Consider the following 20,556-nt stretch of genomic DNA (forward strand, 5'->3'; position numbering starts at 1 on the left):
CACAGGGGATCTGTGTTGATAGCTACATCTTCAAACGGGACCGACGACTGCCATGACCGAAGACACCATCAAACGCCGCGCCAAAGGCCTCGACCGGGCGTTCGATATCCTCGATTTCCTCAAGGAAATCGGCCAGCCCCTGCGCCCGAATGACATCGCCAGCGGCATCGGCAGCCCCAAATCCACGGTCTACGAACTGGTGGCTTCGCTGCTGGAACGGCGCATCCTCGAAACCGTCGGCAAGGACGGTCATGTCTACCTCGGCCGTCAGCTGTACTTCCTCGGCCAGGCCCACCTGCGCCATTTCGACCTGACCCGCGAAGCCGACCACGCCCTGCAGGAAATCGTCAGCCAAACCCACGAAACCGCCCAGATGTGCCTGCTCAATGGCCGCAAATACACCGTGGCCCTGATGCGCGAAGGCGAGCGGCATTTCCGCATTTCCTCAGACATCGGCGAGAACGCGCCGATCCCCTGGACCGCCTCCGGCCGCCTGCTGCTGGGCCACCTGAGCGACCAGCAAATCATCGACCTGATCGACTACGACGACTTCATCCTCCCGGACGGTCAGCGCCTGCCTCTGGAAACCTTCCTCGGACAAATCCGTCAGGCCACCCTCGACGGATTCTTCTCCTTCGACAGTGTCGCCGACACCTTTACCCACTGCTTTGCCGCCCCGGTTCGGGACGCCCAAGGCATCAGCATTGCGACCCTGTGCATCGTCGCCCCACGGGCCGATGCGATCAAAAACTACAACGACTACCGCCGGGTGCTGATCGACAGTGCGAACAACCTGGCCCGTCGCATCAACGAATAGGAAACCCTTATGTCTGCCTTCAATGCCGTTGAAAAAGGCGCCGCCGCCATCGGTGCACATCTGGTCCGTGACGTCAGCCTGCCAGCCCTGGTGTTGCACCGTGACGCCCTGGAACACAACATCCGCTGGATGCAGGATTTCGTCAGCAACAGCGGTGCGCAATTGGCGCCTCACGGCAAGACCAGCATGATGCCCGCGCTGTTCCAGCGGCAGATCGAGCAGGGCGCCTGGGGCATCACCCTGGCCAACGCCGTGCAGACCCGCGCTGCGTACGCCGGTGGGGTTCGCCGGGTGTTGATGGCCAACCAACTGGTGGGCGCGCCGAACATGGCGCTGATCGCCGACCTGCTGGCCGACCCCGAATTCGACTTCCACTGCATGGTCGACCACCCGGACAACGTCGCCGACCTGGGCCTGTTCTTCGCCGCCCGTGGCCTGCGCTTGAACGTGATGATCGAATACGGCGTGGTCGGCGGGCGTTGCGGTTGCCGCACCGAACAACAGGTGCTCGACCTGGCCAAGGCGATCAAGGCCCAGCCTGCGCTGGCCCTCACCGGCATCGAAGGCTACGAAGGGGTGATCCATGGCGAGCACGCCATCAGTGGCATCCGCGAATTCGCCGCCTCCCTGGTACGCCTGGCCGTCGACCTGCAAAACAGCGGCGCCTTCGACCTAGCCAAGCCCATCATTACCGCCTCGGGTTCGGCCTGGTACGACCTGATTGCCGAATCCTTCGAAGCCCAGAACGCCGCCGGCCGCTTCCTCAGCGTATTGCGCCCGGGCAGCTACGTGGCTCACGACCACGGCATCTACAAAGACGCGCAGTGCTGCGTACTGGATCGTCGCAGCGACCTCAACGAAGGCCTGCGCCCGGCGCTGGAAGTCTGGGCCCACGTGCAATCGCTGCCGGAGCCGGGCTTCGCGGTGATCGCCCTGGGCAAGCGCGACGTCGCCTACGACGCCGGCCTGCCGGTGCCGCTCAAGCGCTACAAGGCTGGCGTGCTGCCAGCCGAGGGTGATGACGTGACCGCGTGCAAGGTCACCGCCGTGATGGACCAGCATGCGTTCATGGTCGTCGCACCGGGGGTTGAGTTGCGCATTGGCGACATCATCTCCTTCGGCACATCCCACCCGTGCCTGACCTTCGACAAGTGGCAAGTGGGTAATCTGGTGGATGAGCAGTTGCAGGTGATCGAAAGCCTGCATACCTGCTTCTAGACCGAGTCGCACCTTTCGCGAGCAAGCCCGCTCCCACATTCGACCGAGTTCCTTCAGTTGAAATGCATTCAAATGTGGGAGCGGGCTTGCTCGCGAAGAGGCCCTCCAGTACATCGAGAGACCCCAGGCATGAACACAAAACCCCGCATCGCCCTCATCGGCGAATGCATGATCGAACTGCAACACCGCGCCGACGGCAGCCTGCAACAAAGCTTCGGCGGCGACACCCTGAACGCCGCCGTCTACCTGCGCCGCGAACTGGGTGAACCGAGCACCGTCGACTACGTCACCGCCCTGGGCGATGACAGCTTCAGCGATGCCATGTGCAAGCACTGGGCCGAAGAAGGCCTGGGCCTGGGCATGGTCCAGCGCCTGCCCGGGCGCCTGCCGGGTTTGTACTGCATCCAGACCGATGCCAACGGCGAACGCAAATTCCTCTACTGGCGCAATGAAGCGGCCGTGCGCGACTGCTTCACCACTCCGGCGGCCGAGCCGATCCTGGCAGCGTTGCCGACGTACGACGTGGTGTATTTCAGCGGCATCACCCTGGCTGTGCTGGGCGAAGTGGGCCGTGCGCGCCTGCTGGAAACCCTGGTCGAAACCCGCAAGCGCGGCGGCAAGGTGGTGTTCGACAACAACTACCGGCCACGCCTGTGGGCCAGCGTGGACGCCGCACGCGCGGCGTATCACGCGGTGTTGGCCGAGGTGGATATCGCCTTGCTGACCGAGGATGACGAGCGCGCGTTGTTCGGCTATGAAGACAGCGAGCAGGTGTTTGCGGCGTACCCGACGATTGCCGAGGTGGTGCTCAAGCGCGGGGCGGATGCGTGTTTGATTCGCTGGGAGGATGAGCGGTTCGAGGTGCCGGCGCTGGTGGTGGAGAAGGTGGTCGACACTACGGCGGCGGGGGATTCGTTCAGTGCGGCGTACCTGGCCAGTCGGCTCAAGGGCGGTTCGCCGCAGGAAGCAGCCTTGGCCGGGCATCGGCTGGCGAGCCGGGTGATTCAGGTGCCGGGTGCACTTATTCCCCGAGACTAACGCTGATCGTTCCCACGCTCCGCGTGGGAATGCAGCCAGGGACGCTCTGCGTCCCAAGAGCGGACGCAGAGCGTCAGGTGAGGCATTCCCACGCGGAGCGTGGGAACGATCAGCCATCAATCGCGGTAAAACACTTGCACCAGGTGATACCCGAACTTGCTCTTGATCGGCCCATGAACCACCTTCACGGGCTTCTTGAAGATCACCGCATCAATCACCCCCACCATCTGCCCCGGCCGCACTTCACCCAAATCACCGCCGCGCTTGGCGGAAGGGCAGGTGGAGTACTTCTTGGCCAACACATCAAACGCTTCGCCCTTGGCAATACGCTGCTTGAGCTGTTCGGCTTCCTCACTGGTTTTCACCAGAATGTGACGGGCTTGGGCTTTCATTGATCGGTCCTGATGTGAAACGGCGCGCGATTATGCCTGAAGTCAGGCCTCTGAGCTGATCATGCTGCGGATTTTGTTGGCCAGCAGGTCAATCGAAAACGGCTTGGCCACCATGTCCATGCCTTCCTCCAGGAACCCCTGGCGCTCGGCGGCTTTCTCGGCGTAACCGGTCATGAACAGCACCTTCAGGTCCGGCCGGTGTTGCCGGGCGATTTCCGCCAGTTGCCTGCCGTTCATCCCCGGCAAGCCCACATCAGTCACCAGCAAATCCACGCGCAAGTCGGACTCCAGCAACGGCAGCGCCGCCCGTGCATCCGCCGCCTGGTGTGCGGTGTAGCCCAGTTCATCCAGCACATTCACCACCAGCATCCGCACTGCCGGGTCGTCCTCGACCACCACCACGGCTTCGCCTTCCAGCGCCACCGGGGCTTCGCCCTGGGTAGCGGGTGTGGTCCGCTCCAGTGCCGTGCCATGCAGGCGCGGCAGGTACAGGCGCACGCAGGTGCCCTGGCCCGGTTCGCTTTGGATGGTCACGTGGCCGCCGGATTGCTGTGCAAACCCATAGATCATCGACAGCCCAAGGCCGGTACCCTGGCCGATGGGCTTGGTGGTGAAGAACGGGTCGAAGGCCTTGGCGAGGATTTTCGCGGTCATGCCGGCGCCGTTGTCGCTCACGCCGAGCATCACATAGTCGCCGGCCTTGACCGGTTCCAGGGTGGTGATGTCGGTGCCGTCGAGGTAGCTGTTGGCGGTTTCGATGCACAATTGCCCACCGTCGGGCATCGCATCGCGGGCGTTGATCACCAGGTTGAGCAGGGCGTTTTCCAGCTGGCTGGCGTCGGTGTTCACTGGCCACACGTCGGTGCCCAGTTGCACCTTGAGTTCGATGTGCGCGCCCTTGGTGCGGCGGAACAGGTCTTCCAGGGACGCCACCAATTGATTCGGGTCGACCGGCTTGCGGTCCAGGGATTGGCGGCGGGAGAAGGCCAGCAGGCGATGGGTCAGCGCAGCGGCGCGATGAGCCGAGGATACGGCGGCGTCGGTGAAACGGCCGATCTCGTCGCTGCGCCCGGCGGCGATATAGCGTTGCATCAGGTCCAGGCTGCCGATGATCCCGGTGAGCATGTTGTTGAAGTCATGGGCGATGCCGCCGGTGAGCTGGCCGACCGCTTCCATCTTCTGGGCATGGCGCAGGGCGTCTTCGGCACGCTCGCGCTCGAACATCTCGTTTTGCAGGCGCTGGTTGGCTTCGGCCAGGGCCTGGGTGCGCTGGCTGACGCGCTCTTCGAGGTTTTCGTTGAGGTGGCGCAGGGCTTCCTCGGTGAGTTTGCGCTCGGTCTCGTCGATTACAAAAATATAGAAACCGTTGACTGAACCGTCAGCGCTGAAACGCGGCAGGTACTTCATCAGCGCGTGGCGTGGCCGCCCGTCATGGTGCGGGGTGACGGTAACGAAACTGCAGGCCTTGCCCTTGAGCGCCGCCTCGATCTTGTCGACGCGCCCGGCATAGATTTCGTCGCCCACGACTTCGCGGATGCTCTTGCCGTACAACTCCTGCGGGGTCATGCCGTACCATTCCAGATAGGCACTGTTGTTCAGGCGAAAACGCTGCTCGTGGTCGACATAACCGATCAACACCGGCATGGCGTTGATGATCAGTTGCAGCTCGGTCTGGCTTTGGCGCAGGGCCTGTTCGGTGTGCTTGCGCTCGGTCAGGTCGAGGGCGGCGCCGAGAAAACGCGCCGGTCGGCCATGGTGGTCCTTGTAGCAGCGGCCCCGGGCAAACACCCAGCGCACTTCGCCGTCGGCGCGCTGCAGGCGGTATTCCTCGGCGTACTCGGTGCCGTGGGTGATGCAGTGCTTGATGCTGCGGGCCACCATGCCACGGTCTTCGGGGTGCACGCCTTGCAGGTAGTCGCTGATGGGCAGCAGGTCGGCGTCGCACGGGTCAACACCGTGCAATTGGGCGAAATGGGCGTCGGCGATAAAGCGGTCTTCGCCGATATCCCAGTCCCAGGTGCCCACGGCATCGGTGGCGGCCAGGGCCAGCTGCAGGCGTTGCTCGGTGTTGCGCTGGGCCTTGAGGCTGTTCTCGGTGCGCTGCTGCAGTTCCAGGGCGATGCGCCGGCGCTCGTTGGTTTCGATGGCGGTAATCAGGATCCCGGCGACCTCGCCACGCTCGTCGCGGATCGGGCTGTAGGTCAGGTCGAGCCAGATCTCGGTGTCGCGGTGATTGCGTTGCAGCACGAAACGCTGCTCGGTGAACGTGCGCACCTGGCCCGCGAAGACGGCGCTGTAGATCGGGTCGGTAAACGGCTTGAGCTCAGGCCAGATCAGGTCAGCCGGTTGGCCGAAGGCTGCCGGATGCTTGTTGCCCGCCAGCATCGCGAAGCCATCGTTGTAGATCTGGGTGAGTTCGGCGCCCCACAGCAACAGCATCGGCATCGGTGAATGGATCACGATGTCGACGGCGGTACGGAGACTTTGCGGCCAATCAATGGCGTCACCGAGGGGGCTTCGTGCCCAGTCCAGCCGCGCAATCAGTGCTGCGGCCTCGCTGCCGGTGGGTGATACGTTCATGTAAATGCCCTGCGCGTAACGCTTGAAGAATGACAAAAGCCGATTATCCCGCGACCCGGGGCCGGCTTTCCACCCTCGAAAAATAGCATGCTTGAGGGGTTTGTCTTCAAATGAGTGCTTAAAGGCTAAAACGTTTCATCTTTCTGCCAGCTCCGGGCGATCACGAAATTGCTCCAGCGCCTCGGGGTTGGCCAGTGCGTCGGTGTTCTTGACCGCCTCGCCATGCACCACGTTGCGCACCGCCAGCTCGACGATCTTGCCGCTGATGGTGCGCGGGATATCCGTCACCGCGAGGATCTTCGCCGGCACGTGGCGCGGCGTGGTGTTGGCGCGGATCACCTGGCGGATCTGCTGCTCCAGGCCGTCGTCCAGTTCGATGCCATCGTTGAGGCGCACAAACAGCACCACCCGCACGTCATCCTGCCAGCGTTGGCCGATGGCCAGGCTTTCCAGGACCTGAGGCACTTTTTCCACCTGGCGGTAGATCTCCGCGGTGCCGATGCGCACCCCTCCGGGGTTGAGCACCGCATCCGAGCGGCCATGGATCAGCAGGCTGCCATTGGGCCGCTGTTCGGCGTAGTCGCCCTGGGCCCACACGCCGGGGAACTGGCTGAAATACGAGGCCCGCAGTTTTTCCTGGTGCGGGTCATTCCACAGGCCGATGGGCATTGCCGGGAAGTGCCGGGTGCACACCAGTTCGCCTTTTTCGCCCACCAGCGGGTGGCCCTGGTCGTCCCACACTTCGATAGCCATTGCCAGGCTCTTGCACTGCATCTCGCCACGGCGCACCGGCAGCACCGGGTTGCCGATCACGAAGCAGGACACGATATCGGTGCCACCCGACATCGACGACAGGCATAGCTCGGGCTTGATCTCGCGGTACACGTAGTCGTAGCTCTGGGGCGACAGCGGGGAGCCGGTAGAAATCAGGCCCTTGAGGCTGCCCAGGTCATGGCTCAGCCGCGGTTGCAGCCCGGCCTTCTCCAGGGTGGCGAGGAACTTGGGGCTGGTGCCGAACACGCTGATTTTTTCCTGGTCGATCAGGTCCATCAGGCGTTCCGGCCCGGGGTGAAACGGCGAGCCGTCATACAGCACCGCCGTGGCGCCGATGGCCAGTACCGACACCAGCCAGTTCCACATCATCCAGCCGCAGGTGGTGTAGTAGAACAGGCAGTCGTCCCGCGACAGGTCGGCGTGCAGGCCGTGTTCCTTGAGGTGGGTGAGCAGCACGCCGCCGGTGCCGTGGATGATGCACTTGGGCACGCCGGTGGTGCCGCTGGAATAGAGGATGTACAGCGGATGATCGAAGGGCACGGCGACGAAATCGGGCTCACCGCCGGGGCTGTAGAAGTCGTTCCAGAGCGCGACGTTGGCCCGGGTCTGATACTCCTCGGGACGCGCCTGCGGGCGGGCATAGGGCACGATGATCAGCTGTTGCAGGGACGGCAGCCGTTCGAGGATTTCATTGAGCTTGCTGCTTTGGTCGATGACCTTGCCGGCGTAGCGGTAACCGGCGCAGGTGATCAGCACCTTGGGTTCTATCTGGCCGAAGCGGTCGATCACGCCCTGGGTGCCGAAGTCCGGCGAGGAGCACGACCAGATGGCGCCGAGGCTGGTGGTGGCGAGCATGCCCACCAGGGTTTGCCAGGTGTTGGGCATGCACGCGGCCACCCGGTCCCCCACGCCCACGCCGGCCGCCCGCAGGCTGCGTTGCAGGCCGGCGACATGGCGGGCCAGTTCGGCGTAGGTCAGTTGCTCGCGCTGGCCGTCTTCGCTGATCGCGACCACGGCGGGGTGATCGTCGCGGCGGCGCAGCAGGTGTTCGGCAAAGTTCAGGGTAGCGCCGGGAAACCACTGGGCGCTGGGCATCTCGGCGTCTTCGATCAGTACCGCGCTGGGCGGCGTGCGGAACTGCACGTCGAAGAACTCGACAATCGACTGCCAGAAGTCCGGGCGCTGGTCGATGCTCCACTGGTGCAGGGCCGGGTAGTCGCTGATCTGCAAGGCATGGCGATCATTGATGAAGCGCCGGAACTGATCCATCCGGGTGTTGTGGATGCGTTCGGGGGAGGGTTGCCAGAGTATTTCGGACATAAGGAAATCTCTTTTTTATTATCTGATCTATCTAACGACACCGATCAAAATGTGGGAGCGGGCTTGCTCGCGAATGCGGTGGGTCAGTTCCAGATGTGTTAACTGATACACCGCATTCGCGAGCAAGCCCGCTCCCACATTTGAGCTGCGGTGTCTTGGGAATCGTCGTTTACTGGGCCAGCCAGCCACCGTCGATATTCCACGCCGCGCCCCGCACCTGGCTGCCGGCTTCGCTGCACAGGAACAGCACCAGCTCCCCCAATTGCGGCGGTGTCACGAACTCCAGCGACGGCTGCTTCTCCGCCAGCAAATCCTGCTGCGCCTGCTGCGGGTCAACTCCGCTGGCAATGCGGTCATCAATCTGCTTCTGCACCAGCGGCGTCAGCACCCAGCCCGGGCAGATGGCATTGCAGGTGACATTACTCTGGGCGGTTTCCAGGCCCACCACCTTGGTCAGCCCGATCACCCCGTGCTTGGCAGCGACGTAAGCCGCCTTGCCCACCGAACCCACCAGCCCATGCACCGAGGCGATATTGACGATCCGCCCCCAACCCTTGGCTTTCATGCCCGGCAGGCTCAAACGCGTGCTGTGGAACACCGACGACAGGTTGATCGCAATGATCGAATCCCAGCGCTCCACCGGGAATTCGTCCACCGGCGCCACATGCTGGATCCCGGCGTTGTTCACCAGAATGTCGATGCCGCCAAACTCGCGCTCGGCGTAGGCGATCATCTCGGCGATCTGCGCCGGGTCGCTGACGTCGGCCGGATGATGCCCGACCTTGCCGCCGAAGGCCTGCACCTGGGCGATCACCGCGCTGGCATCGCCGAAGCCGTTGAGGATCAGGTTGGCGCCGGCCTTGGCCAGGCTCAGGGCAATGCCCAGGCCGATGCCGCTGGTGGAACCGGTGACCAGGGCGGTCTTGCCGTTCAATGTCGTCATATCAACCTCACACAATGCCGGTGGCGTAGAAAGTACCAATCACCACGAACACCGCGAGGGTCTTGATGATCGTGATGCCGAAAATATCTTTATAGGCTTCGCGGTGGGTCAGCCCGGTGACCGCCAGCAGCGTGATCACGGCGCCGTTGTGGGGCAGGGTGTCCATGCCGCCGCTGGCCATGGCCGCGACCCGGTGCAGTACTTCAAGGGGGATATTGGCCGCATGGGCCGCTGAAATAAAGCTCTCCGACATGGCCGCCAGCGCGATGCTCATGCCGCCCGAGGCGGAACCGGTGATGCCGGCCAGCAGGGTCACGGTAATCGCTTCGTTGACCAGTGGGTTGGGAATGCCCTTGAGCCAGTCCGCCAGCACCAGGAAGCCCGGCAGCGAGGCGATCACCGCACCAAAACCGTATTCCGAAGCGGTGTTCATCGCCGCCAGCAGCGCGCCGCTGACGGCACTTTTGCTGCCCTCGGCGAGCTTGCTGCGAATCGCCGAGAAGCCGAACACCAGCACCACGATAATCCCCACCAGCAACGCCGCCTGCACCGCCCAGATTGCCGTGAGCTTGGCGACTTCGGTTTGCACCGGCGCGCTCATGCCCGGCAGGCTGAGGGTGTGGGTCTTGCCGTACCACAGCGGAATCCAGTGGGTGAACAGCAGGTTCATGAGGCCCACCAGCAGCAGCGGCGACAGGGCGATCCATGGATTGGGCAGCTTGATGTCTTCGGCGGTTTCCGGCTCGTTGCGCAGCTCGGTCCCATAGCCTTCACCGGCGCGCTGGGCCTTGTTGCGCTGGCGGGCCAGGTACAGCATGCCGGCGCAGAACACGAAGATGGTGCCGATCAGCCCCAGCCACGGCGCGGCCCAGGCGGTGGTGTTGAAAAAGGTGCTGGGGATGATGTTCTGGATCTGCGGCGTGCCGGGCAGGGCGTCCATGGTGAACGAGAACGCGCCGAGGGCGATGGTCGCCGGCAGCAGGCGCTTGGGGATATTGCTCTGGCGGAACATCTCGGCCGCAAACGGGTACACCGCGAACACCACCACGAACAGCGACACGCCGCCGTAGGTCAGCAGGGCGCACACCAGCACGATCACCAGCATCGCCTGGCGGGTGCCGAGCAACTGGATCGCGGCGGCGACGATGGAGCGCGAGAAGCCGGAGATTTCAATCAGCTTGCCGAACACCGCACCGAGCAGGAATACCGGGAAATACAGCTTGAGGAAGCCGACCATTTTCTCCATGAACACCCCGGTGAACGCGGGAGCGACGGCGGAAGGGTCGGTGAGCAGCACGGCGCCGAGGGCGGCGATGGGGGCGAACAGGATGACGCTGTAGCCACGGTAGGCGGCCAGCATCAGCAGCGCCAGGGCGGCGAGGGCAATGATCACACTCATGGTGTGTCTCCATCTGATTGTTATTTTTGTGGGGGTGAGGCGGTGGGGAGGGTCTTTAGCGAGATGTGTGCCAAGTTGTTAACCTGTTGAAATATATAGAGAAATTCTTGATCTGTGAGAGTGTTCTCAAGTTTTGTCCCGAATTTGAGACTGTTGGAGATCAAATGTGGGAGCGGGCTTGCTCGCGAATGCGGTGTATCAGGCAGTAATTCAGGCACTGACACACCGCATTCGCGAGCAAGCCCGCTCCCACATTGGATTTTCTCTGTATTTGGAATTGTGTCTCTTTTTGGAGACTAGGCGATGCCCAAGGCAACCATTTTCTTGTACAAGGTCGACCGACCCAGCCCCAGCCGCTTCGCCGCCTCCACCACATTCCCCTCACAGTGCTTCAACGCCGCCCCAATCACCTGCCGATCAAACCGCTCCCGGGCCGCGCTGAAACTCTCGCCCTCAACGGTCTCTACCGAACTCTGCTCAACCGGGCTGAATGTACCAATTGCTGCGCGAATTTCACTGGCATCCAGCACCAGGTCATCACTCAACAGTGCCGCCCGCTCCAGCACATTGCGCAGCTCGCGGATATTCCCCGGCCACGCATGCTGCGCCAATAACGCCAAGGCCTCGCGGTCCAGCTCATGCTGGCTGCGCAACTCCTCCAGAATCGCCTCGCTCAACGCCGGCAAATCATCCAGCCGCGCGCGCAGCGGCGGTACCTGGATCGGCAGCACATTCAGCCGGTAATACAGGTCCGCCCGAAACTCCCCGCGCTTGATTGCCGCTTCCAGGTCCATGGACGTGGCCGCAATCACCCGCACATCGCTGTGGATCATCTCGTTGGAGCCCACCGGCTCGAACTCTTTCTCCTGCAACACCCGCAGCAATTTGCTTTGCAGTGGTAGCGGCATGTCGCCGATCTCATCCAGAAACAGCGTGCCGCCCTGGGCAATCTGCAACTTGCCGGGGCGGCCCTTGCGGTCGGCGCCGGTAAACGCGCCGGGCGCGGTGCCGAAGAATTCCGCCTCCAGCAAATCATGCGGGATGGCTGCGCTGTTGATGCTGACGAAAGCTTTATGGGCGCGAGGCGATGCACCATGAATCGCCTGGGCCAGCAGCTCCTTGCCGGTCCCGGTTTCCCCCAGCAGCAACACTGGCGACTCCGCACTCGCACTGCGCCGCGCCCGACGTTTGACTTCCAGGCTGGCCGCGCTGGTGCCGATAAAGTGCGCGAAGTTGTATTTACTCTGCCGCGACCTCAGCAGCGACCGAGTGGAAGCCAGTTCCTGCTGCATGCTCAGGTAACGCTCGATCAGCGGCGACAGGTTGCGCAGCTCATCAAACAACGCAAACCCGATGGCGCCGATCACCTTGCCGGCGTCGTCATGGATCGGCAGGCGCATCACCACCAGCGGGCCTTTGGGCGTGTCCTGAATATCCAGCAATATCGGCTGGTCGTTACGCACCACCTGGCGCAACAGGCTGTTGGAAATCACCTGCTCGCAGGGTTGCCCGATGGCTTCGTCGGCGCTTTTCAGGCCGAAGCGCTTCGCGTAGCGCTCGTTCATCCAGACGATGTTCGCGTCACCGTCGACAATCACCGTGCCTTCGCTGGACTGCTCGATGATCTCGAACAGCGACTGGATCGCCAGGCCGCGAACGTATTGGTAATCCTTGAGGCTGCCAGTGGTGCTCATGGGTGCGCCGCCGCGAGGAGTTCCCGGGTGTAAGGGTGTTGAGGCGCGGCAAACACTTCATCGCTGGGCCCGCGTTCCACCACCTTACCGTCCTTGATCACGATCATGTCGTGGGCCAGGGCCCGCACCACTGCCAGGTCATGGCTGATAAACAGGTACGTCAGGCCGTACTTTTCCTGCAGCTCAAGCAGCAGGGCGACCACCTGTTTCTGCACGGTACGGTCCAGTGCAGAAGTGGGTTCGTCCAGCAGGATCAGCGCCGGCTTGAGCACCAGCGCACGGGCGATGGCGATGCGCTGGCGCTGGCCGCCGGAGAATTCATGGGGGTAGCGATGGCGGCTGGCAGGGTCCAGGCCCACGTCTTCCAGCACGCGAATCACTTGGGCTTCGCGGTCCTTGAGGCTGCACGGCGCATGCACTTCCAGGCCTTCGCTGATGATCTGCGCCACCGACATCCGCGGGCTGAGGCTGCCGAACGGGTCCTGGAACACCACCTGCATCTGCTTGCGCCACGGTTGCATCTGCTTTTGCGTCAGGCCGTCGAGGGCCTCGCCCTGGAAGCGAATCGCGCCGCTGGAATCCAGCAGCCGCAGAATCGCCTGGCCCAGGGTGGATTTGCCCGAGCCGGACTCGCCGACAATCCCCAGTGTCTTGCCGCGCTGTACCTCCAGGCTGATGCCGTCCACCGCTTGCAGGTACTGCTTGCGCCGGAACAGTCCGCCGCCCAGCGGGAACTGCACACTCAGGTTATCCACCTGCAACACCGTCTCCCGCGCCTCGTGATTCAAGACGATGCCTGCCGGTTCAGCATCCAGCAGCAGGCGGCTGTAAGGGTGCTGCGGGGCGCAGAACAGGGTTTCGCAATCCGCCTGTTCGACAATTTCCCCGGCCTTCATCACGCACACCCGCTGGGCAATGCTGCGCACCAGGTTGAGGTCGTGGCTGATCAGCAGCAGCGACATGCCCAGGCGTTGTTGCAGGGACTTGAGCAGCAGCAGGATCTTGCGCTGCACCGTCACATCCAGTGCAGTCGTCGGCTCATCGGCAATCAGCAGTTCTGGCTCACAGGCCAGGGCCATGGCGATCATCACCCGCTGGCGCTGGCCGCCGGAGAGTTGGTGGGGGTAGGCCTTGAGGCGTTCCCGGGGTTTCTGGATGCCCACCAGTTCGAGCAATTCGAGGATCCGCGCCTGGGCCTGTTTGCCGCCCAGGCCCTTGTGCAACAGCAGGGTTTCGCCGATCTGCTTCTCGATGCTGTGCAGCGGATTCAGGGAAGTCATCGGCTCCTGGAAGATCATCGCAATCCGGTTGCCCCGCAGTTTTTGCAGGGTGGCGGGCGTGGCGCCGAGCAGTTCCTGGCCGCGATAGCGCACCGAGCCGGTGGTTTCTGTGCCGGCTTCGGGCAGCAGTTGCAGGATCGAATGGGCGGTCACCGATTTGCCCGAACCCGACTCGCCCACCAGCGCCAGGCACTCGCCGGGGCGCACGTCCAGGCACAGCTTGCGCACCACCGTCTGGCCGTTGAAGGCGACACTCAGGTCGCGAATCTCGATCAGGTTTTCAGTCATCTCAACGGCCTTCATGAGCGTGGGTCGAAGGCGTCACGCAACGCCTCGCCGATAAACACCAGCAACGACAGGATCAGCGCCAGGGTGAAAAACGCGGTCAGTCCCAGCCACGGCGCTTGCAGGTTCTGCTTGCCCTGGGCGATCAGCTCACCCAGTGACGCGCTGCCGGCGGGCATGCCGAAACCGAGGAAATCCAGGGCGCTCAGGGTAGAAATCGCCCCGGTCAAAATGAACGGCAAGTAGCTCAGGGTGGCGGTCATCGCATTCGGCAGGATATGCCGGCGGATGATCTTGCCGTCCCCCAGGCCCAACGCCCGCGCGGCCTTGACGTACTCCAGGTTGCGCCCCCGCAGGAACTCGGCGCGCACCACGTCCACCAGGGCCAGCCAGGAAAACAGCGCCATGATCCCCAGCAGCCACCAGAAATTCGGTTCGACAAACCCTGACAGGATGATCAGCAGGTACAGCACCGGCAGCCCGGACCACACTTCCAATATTCGTTGCCCGAGCAAGTCGACCCAGCCGCCGTAATATCCCTGCAACGCACCCGCCGCGATTCCGATGGCGGCGCTGATGGCGGTGAGAGCCAGGGCAAACAGAATCGACACCCGGGCACCGAAGATCACCCGCGCCAGCACGTCGCGGGATTGGTCATCGGTGCCCAGCCAGTTCACGCTCGATGGCGGGCTGGGGGCAGGGCGGGTCAGCTCATAGTTGGGGGTGTCGTCGCTGAACGGGATTGGCGGGAACAGCATCCAGCCGCCGTCCTTCTTGATCAGGTTCTGCACGTAATCACTGCGGTAATCCGCCTGGAACGGCAGTTGCCCGCCGAACTCCTGCTCGGTGTAGCGCTTGAACACCGGGAAATACAGTTCGTTCTGGTAGCTGAGCACCAGGGGTTTGTCATTAGCGATCAACTCGCCGCCGAGGGTCAGGATAAACAGGCCGATAAACAGCCACAGCGACCACCAGCCGCGGCGGTTTTTCTTGAAGCGTTCAAAGCGCCGACGGGCCACGGGAGAGAGCTTGAGCATCAGGCGTTCCTCGCGGCGAAGTCGATACGCGGGTCCACCAGGGTGTAGCAGAGGTCACCGATGAGTTTTATCAAAAGGCCAAACAGCGTGAAGATAAACAACGAACCGAACACCACCGGATAATCCCGTGAAACTGCAGCTTCGTAGCTCATGCGACCGAGGCCGTCGAGGGAGAAGATCACCTCGATCAGCAGCGAGCCGGCAAAGAACACCGCGATAAATGCCTGGGGAATCCCCGAGATCACCAGCAGCATGGCATTGCGAAACACATGCCCGTAAAGCACCCGGCGTTCACTCAAGCCTTTGGCCCGGGCGGTGACCACGTACTGGCGGGTGATTTCATTGAGGAACGAGTTTTTCGTGAGGATGGTCAAGGTGGCGAAGCCGCCGATCACCAGGGCGCTGACCGGCAGTACCAGGTGCCAGAAGTAATCGGCGATCTTGCCGACGGTGCTCAACTGGTCGAAGTTTTCCGAGACCAGCCCGCGCACCGGGAACCAGTTCAACGAAGTGCCGCCGGCGAACACCACGATCAGGAACATCGCAAACAGGAACGCCGGCATCGCATAGCCAATCACGATCGCGGTGCTGCTCCACACATCAAAACTGCTGCCATGGCGCACCGCCTTGCGAATCCCCAGCGGGATCGACACCAGGTAGGTGATCAAGGTGGCCCACAGGCCGAGGGAAATGGTCACCGGCATCTTTTCGAGGATCAGGTCGGTCACGCTTTTGCCACGGAAGAAGCTGTTGCCGAAGTCCAGCTGGGCGTAGCTCTTGAGCATCAGCCACAGGCGTTCCGGCGCGGGCTTGTCGAAGCCGTATTGTTTTTCGATGTCCTTGATCAGTTTCGGGTCCAGGCCTCGGCTGGCCCGTGAACCGCTGCTGAGGCTTTCGGCAGACGAGCCGCCGACGCCACCGCCACCGATGCCTTGGAGGTGGGCGATGGCCTGTTCCACCGGCCCGCCGGGCGCGGCCTGCACGATAACGAAATTCACCAGCAGGATAATCACCAGGGTGGGAATGATCAGCAGCAAGCGCCGCACGATATAGGCAAACATCAGCGGGCTCCCGGGCGTTTGGTCAGTTCGGCTTTCATCTGTTCATTGGTCAGCGGCGTGGGGCTGATTTCCCACCAGGTTTCCAGGGCCTCATCGGTCTTGGCTTCCACGGCCGGGCGGCCGAAGCGGTTCCACCACGCGGCGGAGGTGCCCGGCGGGTAGTAGTTGGGGATCCACAGGTAATTCCATTGCAGCACGCGGTCCAGGGCGTGGGCGTAACTGAGCATCAGCGACTGGGTATCGGCCTTGACCAGGCCGTTGATCAGGCTGTCGACGGCCGGGTCTTTCAGCACCATGTAGTTGTTGGCGCCGGTATCAAACGCGGCGGCCGAACCGAAGTAGTTGTACAGCTCCATCCCCGGCGAGGTGGTAACCGGGAAGCCGGTGACGATCATGTCGTAGTCCCGGGCCATCAGGCGGTTGACGTATTGCGAGGAGTCAATGCGGCGGATGTTGAGGGTGATGCCGATCTGCGCCAGGTTGCGCTTGTACGGCAACAACAGGCGCTCAAGGCCGTTCTGGGCGTTGAGGAAGGTGAACTCCAGCGGCTCGCCCTCGGCATTCACCAGCTTGTCACCGTCGGGCTTCCAGCCGGCCTGTTCCAGCAGGGCCAGGGCTTGCAGCTGCTTGTCGCGGATCATCCCGGTGCCGTCAGTGGTGGGGGCCTTGAACACCTGGGTGAAGACTTCGTCGGGAATCTGCCCGCGCAAAGGTTCCAGAATCGCCAGTTCCTGGGCATCCGGCAGTTGGGTCGCCGCCAGCGGGCTGTTGGAGAAGAAGCTTTGCTGACGGATGTACATGTTGCGCATCATCTGCCGGTTGGCCCACTCGAAGTCCCACAGCATGGCCAGGGCCTGGCGCACGCGGCGGTCCTTGAACATCGGTTTTTGCACGTTGAACACGTAGCCCTGGGCCGGCTGCGGTGCCTCCTTGGCCAGGTGCGCACGTTGCAGGCGGCCATCATCGAGGGCCGGGCCGTTGTAGCCGATGGAGTAGCCGGTGGCAGAGAATTCGCGGTTGAAGTCATAGGCGCCGCCCCGCAGGACCTGGCGCGCCACTTCGGTGTCGCCGAAGTATTCCAGGCTCAGGTGATCGAAGTTGTACAGGCCGCGGCTGATGGGCAGGTCCTTGCCCCACCAGTTCGGGTCACGCTTGAACGTGATGGTGTTGCCGGCATCCACCTTGCTGATGGTGTAGGGGCCGCTGCCGAGGGGAATCTCGTAGCCGCCGCCGTCGGCGAAGTTGCGGGTCTTCCACCAATGCTCGGGGAACACCGGCAGGGTCGCGACATCCAGGGGCAGGGTGCGGTTTTCATTGCTTGCGAAATCGAAGCGCACCTGGCGCGGGCCTTCGACTTCGACGTGTTTGACGTCGGCGAACAGCGTGCGGTAGCGCAGGCTGCCTTGGGTCATCAGCAGGTCAAAGGAGTAACGCACGTCTTCGGCGGTGATCGGTTGGCCATCGGCGAAACGCGCCTTGGGGTTCAGGTAGAAACGCAGGGACAGACCGTCGTCTGACCGCTCCATCTTTTCCGCCACCAGGCCGTAGACCGTGTAGGGTTCGTCCAGCGAACGCAGGGCCAGGGGCGAATACAGCCAGCCGTCGACCTGGCTGACCCCGATGCCTTTGTCGCCATAAGGCAGTACATGGTCGTAGCGCCCGATTTCGATCGCCGAACGCCGCAGGCTGCCGCCCTTGGGGGCATTGGGGTTGGCGTAGTCGAAATGGGTGAAGCCGGGTTGGTATTTGGCCGGCTCGCCGTACACGGTCAATGCCGATTGCGGCGCGGCGATCACGGCGGTGCTGGCCAGCAACAGGGCCAGGGTGGAGCAAAACAGGGTAGAAAAAGCGACTCGCATTATCAGCCTTGGGCGCCGGGTGAAGAGGTAAAGGGATTTGTACGCTATGCGCGTACGCCTCGCCAGTCATCACACTGTCACAGATGCACAACGGCCCACCAAAGGGTGGGCCGTTGTTTAAACATTAGCGCGGACTGATCAGTCCTGACGGCTGGTTACTTCCAGCAGGTGATAACCGAACTGGGTTTTCACTGGGCCTTGCACGGTGTTGACCGGGGCGCTGAATACGACGGTGTCGAATTCCTTGACCATTTGGCCCGGGCCGAACGAACCGAGGTCGCCGCCTTGACGGCTGGACGGGCAGGACGAGTTGGCTTTGGCAACTTCGGCGAAGTCGGCGCCGCCTTCGATTTGCGCTTTCAGTTCGTTGCACTTGTCTTCGGTGGCAACGAGGATGTGACGGGCGGTGGCTTTGGCCATGAGGGGTATCTCCTTGGGTAAAAATGCTGAGCGTACCGGATTCAGGTGGTTATTTCCTGGCAAAGTTCCCCTGGGTTGCCTGGACGGTCAGGATCGGGCCATTACGCCGCTGTGGGTCAGCCAATCGATAAACAGCGCAAACAGCTCCGCCTGGGAGTTGATTTCAAGCTTGGTATACAAATGCTTGCGGTGCATGCGCACGGTTTCCGGGGAAATGCCGAGCACCTGCGCGGTGGATTTCACCGAGTGCCCACGCAATATCAGATGGGCGATTTCCCGTTCGCGCACGGTCAATACGCCGCTGCCAAAATGCATGAACGCCGCTTCAATCTGCTGATGCACCTGGGTCTGGGTGAAGGCCTCGTCGCTGATCACCTTGCACAGCCCGCCCGTGGTGCCGAAGCGGCGCAGCAGTTCGCGCACGATGGGTTGGGCGGTTCGTTGCAGTGCCAGTTGTTCGTCGCTGAACTGGCCGGCACTCAGTCCCTGGAACATGCACAACGAAATCTTGCTGTTGGGGCACAGGTCGACGATGTAGTAGCTCTCCTGGGCGCCGCCGCTGCGCAGGTAGTAGGTTTTGTAGTACTCGCTGTTGAAGAAATCGTCCGGGGCGATCTGCGCCAGGTGGTAGAAACCTTCGGCCAGGCCCTTGTCTACCGCGAGGCAGAACGGGTCCAGCAGGTAGCCCCGGGAGAAGTAACGGTTGATGATCTCTTCGTAGTGCGGCCGGGGGATGCCTTGCTGGTAGAGCAAGTGTGGCGCCTGACCCTGGCGCTCCAGGCTGATCATCATCGATTCGATAGGGGTCAGCGCACTGAGGGCGCAGGCCAGGTGTTCAAGGAATGACGCTTCGTCGACGCTGGCGAAGGCGTGGGCCAACGCACCATTCCAGGCGTCGAGCACCTGGAAGGACGGGGCAGGGCAGTGATCGGCATGCTCGTTCATGCCGGCCAGTCTACCCGCCGGCCAGGGCCCCGGCAAAAGCACCGGGGCGCCCAGGCTCATCGGCCTTGATACTCGCCGCTCTGGCGCAGCTCTTCGGCGGTGTCGAGGATGCACTGGCGCAGGATTTCCACCACTTGATCCACCTGGGCATGGGTGATGATCAGCGGCGGCGACATCACATTCAGGTGGCCAATGGGCCGTACCAGCAAGCCTTTGGCCTGGGCCCGCAGGTGGATCTTCTCGCCGATGTTCACCGCGTCCGGCAGCAGCGCCTTGGTGTGTTTGTCGGCGACGAACTCAATGCAGGCCATCAGCCGCTGGCAGCGCACATCGCCCACCAGCGGCAGGCTGGCCAGGGTTTGCAGGCGCTGTTCGAGGTACACGCCGACGTCTTCGACATGGGCCAGCAGGTTCTCCCGCTCGATGATCTCGATGTTCTTCAGCGCCGCCACGCAACTCACCGGGTGGCCGCTGTAGGTGAAGCCGTGGGTAAAGCAGCGGCCCTTGCCCGGCTCGCCGATCACTTGCCAGATGCGCTCCGAGAAAATACACGCGCCCAACGGCAGGTAGCCGGACGTCAGGCCCTTGGCGGTGGTGATGATGTCCGGTTGCATGTCGAACACTTCCTGGGAGGCGAAGAATTTTCCCAGCCGGCCGAAGGACGTCACCACTTCATCCGCCACGTAGAGCAGGTCATAACGTTGGCAGACTTCCCACATGCGCCGGTGGTAACCCTTGGGCGGAATGATCACGCCGCCCGAGCCCATGATCGGTTCGGCAAAGAACGCGGCCACTTTGTCGGCGCCGATGGTCAGGATCTTGTCTTCGAGCTCATCCACCAGGAAATCGAGGAACTGCGCCTCGCTCATGCCCTGCGGCGCCCGGTAGTAATTGGGGCACGAAATGTGGTGGAACAAGTCGCTCATGAAATCGAATTCCGGCGCGCGGTCGGCGGCCTTGTTGCCGATGGACATCGTGAGGAACGTCGAGCCGTGATACGCACTGAAGCGCGAGATGATGTGTTTCTTCTCATGCTTGCCGCGACTGTTCTGATAGAACTGCACCAGACGATAGGCGGTATCGACAGCCGTGGAACCGCCGGTGGTCAGGAACACATGATCAAGATCGCCGGGAGCCAGGCTGGCAAGCTTGGCGCACAGTTCGATAGCGGTGACGTTGGCCATGTCGCAGAACGGGTTGGAGTACGCCAGCTGGCGAACCTGGTTGGCGATGGCGTCTGCCATTTCCTCGCGGCCCAGGCCGATATTCGTACACCACATGCCGCCGACCGCATCCAGGTAGCGGTTGCCGGCGGTGTCGTAGATGTAGGCGCCGTCACCCGCCGCGATATTCAGTGAGCCTTGTTCACGGTGTTCGTCGAACATATGAAAACCGTGCATGTAATGGGCCTTGTCGGCGGCGTCCAGTTGGTCGTGGTCGAACTGGGCGAAAAAGTCAGGATTTGGCAGGGTCATGGCGTTTACCTTCAATGGC

At 62.6% G+C, this 20,556-nt stretch carries 15 protein-coding genes and 1 pseudogene; 3 read left to right on the forward strand and 13 right to left on the reverse strand.

Features of this window, described 5'->3' with window-relative positions; genetic code table 11:
- The first annotated feature begins 52 nt into the window (after window positions 1-52).
- From HX801_RS22400 to HX801_RS22410, 3 genes are all read left to right on the forward strand, one after another.
- The gene (locus tag HX801_RS22400; protein ID WP_003208002.1) at window positions 53-817 is read left to right on the forward strand and encodes an IclR family transcriptional regulator; all 765 of its coding nucleotides are present in this window, start codon (window positions 53-55) and stop codon (window positions 815-817) included.
- 9 nt (window positions 818-826) lie between these two features.
- Entirely contained in the window at window positions 827-2,035 is a 1,209-nt protein-coding gene (locus tag HX801_RS22405; RefSeq protein ID WP_003208003.1) for an amino acid deaminase, read from the forward strand.
- A 129-nt stretch (window positions 2,036-2,164) separates the two neighbouring features.
- Window positions 2,165-3,073, forward strand: coding sequence for a sugar kinase (locus HX801_RS22410; RefSeq protein WP_177022747.1), 909 nt, complete (start codon window positions 2,165-2,167; stop codon window positions 3,071-3,073).
- Between the two features lie 116 nt (window positions 3,074-3,189).
- Here the strand turns inward: HX801_RS22410 and HX801_RS22415 are convergent.
- From HX801_RS22415 to HX801_RS22475, 13 genes and pseudogenes are all read right to left on the reverse strand, one after another.
- Window positions 3,190-3,480 (reverse strand): annotated as a pseudogene (locus HX801_RS22415) (peptidylprolyl isomerase); the annotation flags it as partial.
- Window positions 3,481-3,507: 27 nt separating this feature from the next.
- Window positions 3,508-6,045, reverse strand: coding sequence for a PAS domain-containing protein (locus tag HX801_RS22420; protein ID WP_177022748.1), 2,538 nt, complete (start codon window positions 6,043-6,045; stop codon window positions 3,508-3,510).
- A gap of 135 nt (window positions 6,046-6,180) precedes the next feature.
- The gene (locus tag HX801_RS22425) at window positions 6,181-8,139 is read right to left on the reverse strand and encodes an acetoacetate--CoA ligase (RefSeq protein WP_177022749.1); all 1,959 of its coding nucleotides are present in this window, start codon (window positions 8,137-8,139) and stop codon (window positions 6,181-6,183) included.
- Between the two features lie 169 nt (window positions 8,140-8,308).
- Window positions 8,309-9,082 (reverse strand): 3-hydroxybutyrate dehydrogenase, encoded by a 774-nt coding sequence (locus tag HX801_RS22430; protein ID WP_008436986.1) that lies wholly within the window; start codon window positions 9,080-9,082, stop codon window positions 8,309-8,311.
- Between the two features lie 7 nt (window positions 9,083-9,089).
- Entirely contained in the window at window positions 9,090-10,481 is a 1,392-nt protein-coding gene (locus HX801_RS22435) for a GntP family permease (protein ID WP_102606532.1), read from the reverse strand.
- Between the two features lie 296 nt (window positions 10,482-10,777).
- A complete protein-coding gene (locus HX801_RS22440) occupies window positions 10,778-12,175 on the reverse strand; it encodes a sigma-54-dependent Fis family transcriptional regulator (RefSeq protein WP_003208015.1) in 1,398 nt (465 codons plus the stop codon).
- Entirely contained in the window at window positions 12,172-13,743 is a 1,572-nt protein-coding gene (locus HX801_RS22445; protein ID WP_177022750.1) for an ABC transporter ATP-binding protein, read from the reverse strand. The genes HX801_RS22440 and HX801_RS22445 overlap by 4 nt, the downstream gene beginning before the upstream one ends.
- Window positions 13,744-13,754: 11 nt before the next feature.
- Window positions 13,755-14,777, reverse strand: a complete 1,023-nt coding sequence (locus tag HX801_RS22450; RefSeq protein WP_177022751.1) for an ABC transporter permease — start codon at window positions 14,775-14,777, stop codon at window positions 13,755-13,757.
- Window positions 14,777-15,838 (reverse strand): microcin C ABC transporter permease YejB, encoded by a 1,062-nt coding sequence (locus HX801_RS22455; protein WP_003208021.1) that lies wholly within the window; start codon window positions 15,836-15,838, stop codon window positions 14,777-14,779. Before HX801_RS22455 ends, HX801_RS22450 begins: the two co-directional genes overlap by 1 nt.
- Entirely contained in the window at window positions 15,838-17,697 is a 1,860-nt protein-coding gene (locus HX801_RS22460; protein ID WP_003208022.1) for an extracellular solute-binding protein, read from the reverse strand. The genes HX801_RS22455 and HX801_RS22460 overlap by 1 nt, the downstream gene beginning before the upstream one ends.
- Before the next feature lie 138 nt (window positions 17,698-17,835).
- A complete protein-coding gene (locus tag HX801_RS22465) occupies window positions 17,836-18,117 on the reverse strand; it encodes a peptidylprolyl isomerase (protein WP_003208024.1) in 282 nt (93 codons plus the stop codon).
- Window positions 18,118-18,204: 87 nt separating this feature from the next.
- Complete coding sequence (locus HX801_RS22470) at window positions 18,205-19,062, reverse strand: response regulator transcription factor (protein WP_102370284.1); 858 nt, start codon at window positions 19,060-19,062, stop codon at window positions 18,205-18,207.
- Between the two features lie 56 nt (window positions 19,063-19,118).
- Window positions 19,119-20,537 carry an aminotransferase gene (locus HX801_RS22475; protein WP_177022752.1) on the reverse strand — a complete coding sequence of 473 codons (1,419 nt, stop codon included), beginning with the start codon at window positions 20,535-20,537 and terminating at the stop codon, window positions 19,119-19,121.
- Between the last annotated feature and the right edge of the window lie 19 nt (window positions 20,538-20,556).

The sequence above is a fragment of the Pseudomonas sp. G1002 genome (assembly GCF_013385455.1).
Taxonomy (GTDB): Bacteria; Pseudomonadota; Gammaproteobacteria; order Pseudomonadales; family Pseudomonadaceae; genus Aquipseudomonas.

Bases quoted from the DNA above. Each gene is read 5' to 3' on its own strand.
- HX801_RS22400 (WP_003208002.1), top strand. From the start codon at position 53: ATGACCGAAGACACCATCAAACGCCGCGCCAAAGGCCTCGACCGGGCG.
- HX801_RS22405 (WP_003208003.1), top strand. From the start codon at position 827: ATGTCTGCCTTCAATGCCGTTGAAAAAGGCGCCGCCGCCATCGGTGCA.
- HX801_RS22410 (WP_177022747.1), top strand. From the start codon at position 2,165: ATGAACACAAAACCCCGCATCGCCCTCATCGGCGAATGCATGATCGAA.
- HX801_RS22420 (WP_177022748.1), bottom strand. From the start codon at position 6,045: ATGAACGTATCACCCACCGGCAGCGAGGCCGCAGCACTGATTGCGCGG.
- HX801_RS22425 (WP_177022749.1), bottom strand. From the start codon at position 8,139: ATGTCCGAAATACTCTGGCAACCCTCCCCCGAACGCATCCACAACACC.
- HX801_RS22430 (WP_008436986.1), bottom strand. From the start codon at position 9,082: ATGACGACATTGAACGGCAAGACCGCCCTGGTCACCGGTTCCACCAGC.
- HX801_RS22435 (WP_102606532.1), bottom strand. From the start codon at position 10,481: ATGAGTGTGATCATTGCCCTCGCCGCCCTGGCGCTGCTGATGCTGGCC.
- HX801_RS22440 (WP_003208015.1), bottom strand. From the start codon at position 12,175: ATGAGCACCACTGGCAGCCTCAAGGATTACCAATACGTTCGCGGCCTG.
- HX801_RS22445 (WP_177022750.1), bottom strand. From the start codon at position 13,743: ATGACTGAAAACCTGATCGAGATTCGCGACCTGAGTGTCGCCTTCAAC.
- HX801_RS22450 (WP_177022751.1), bottom strand. From the start codon at position 14,777: ATGCTCAAGCTCTCTCCCGTGGCCCGTCGGCGCTTTGAACGCTTCAAG.
- HX801_RS22455 (WP_003208021.1), bottom strand. From the start codon at position 15,838: ATGTTTGCCTATATCGTGCGGCGCTTGCTGCTGATCATTCCCACCCTG.
- HX801_RS22460 (WP_003208022.1), bottom strand. From the start codon at position 17,697: ATGCGAGTCGCTTTTTCTACCCTGTTTTGCTCCACCCTGGCCCTGTTG.
- HX801_RS22465 (WP_003208024.1), bottom strand. From the start codon at position 18,117: ATGGCCAAAGCCACCGCCCGTCACATCCTCGTTGCCACCGAAGACAAG.
- HX801_RS22470 (WP_102370284.1), bottom strand. From the start codon at position 19,062: ATGAACGAGCATGCCGATCACTGCCCTGCCCCGTCCTTCCAGGTGCTC.
- HX801_RS22475 (WP_177022752.1), bottom strand. From the start codon at position 20,537: ATGACCCTGCCAAATCCTGACTTTTTCGCCCAGTTCGACCACGACCAA.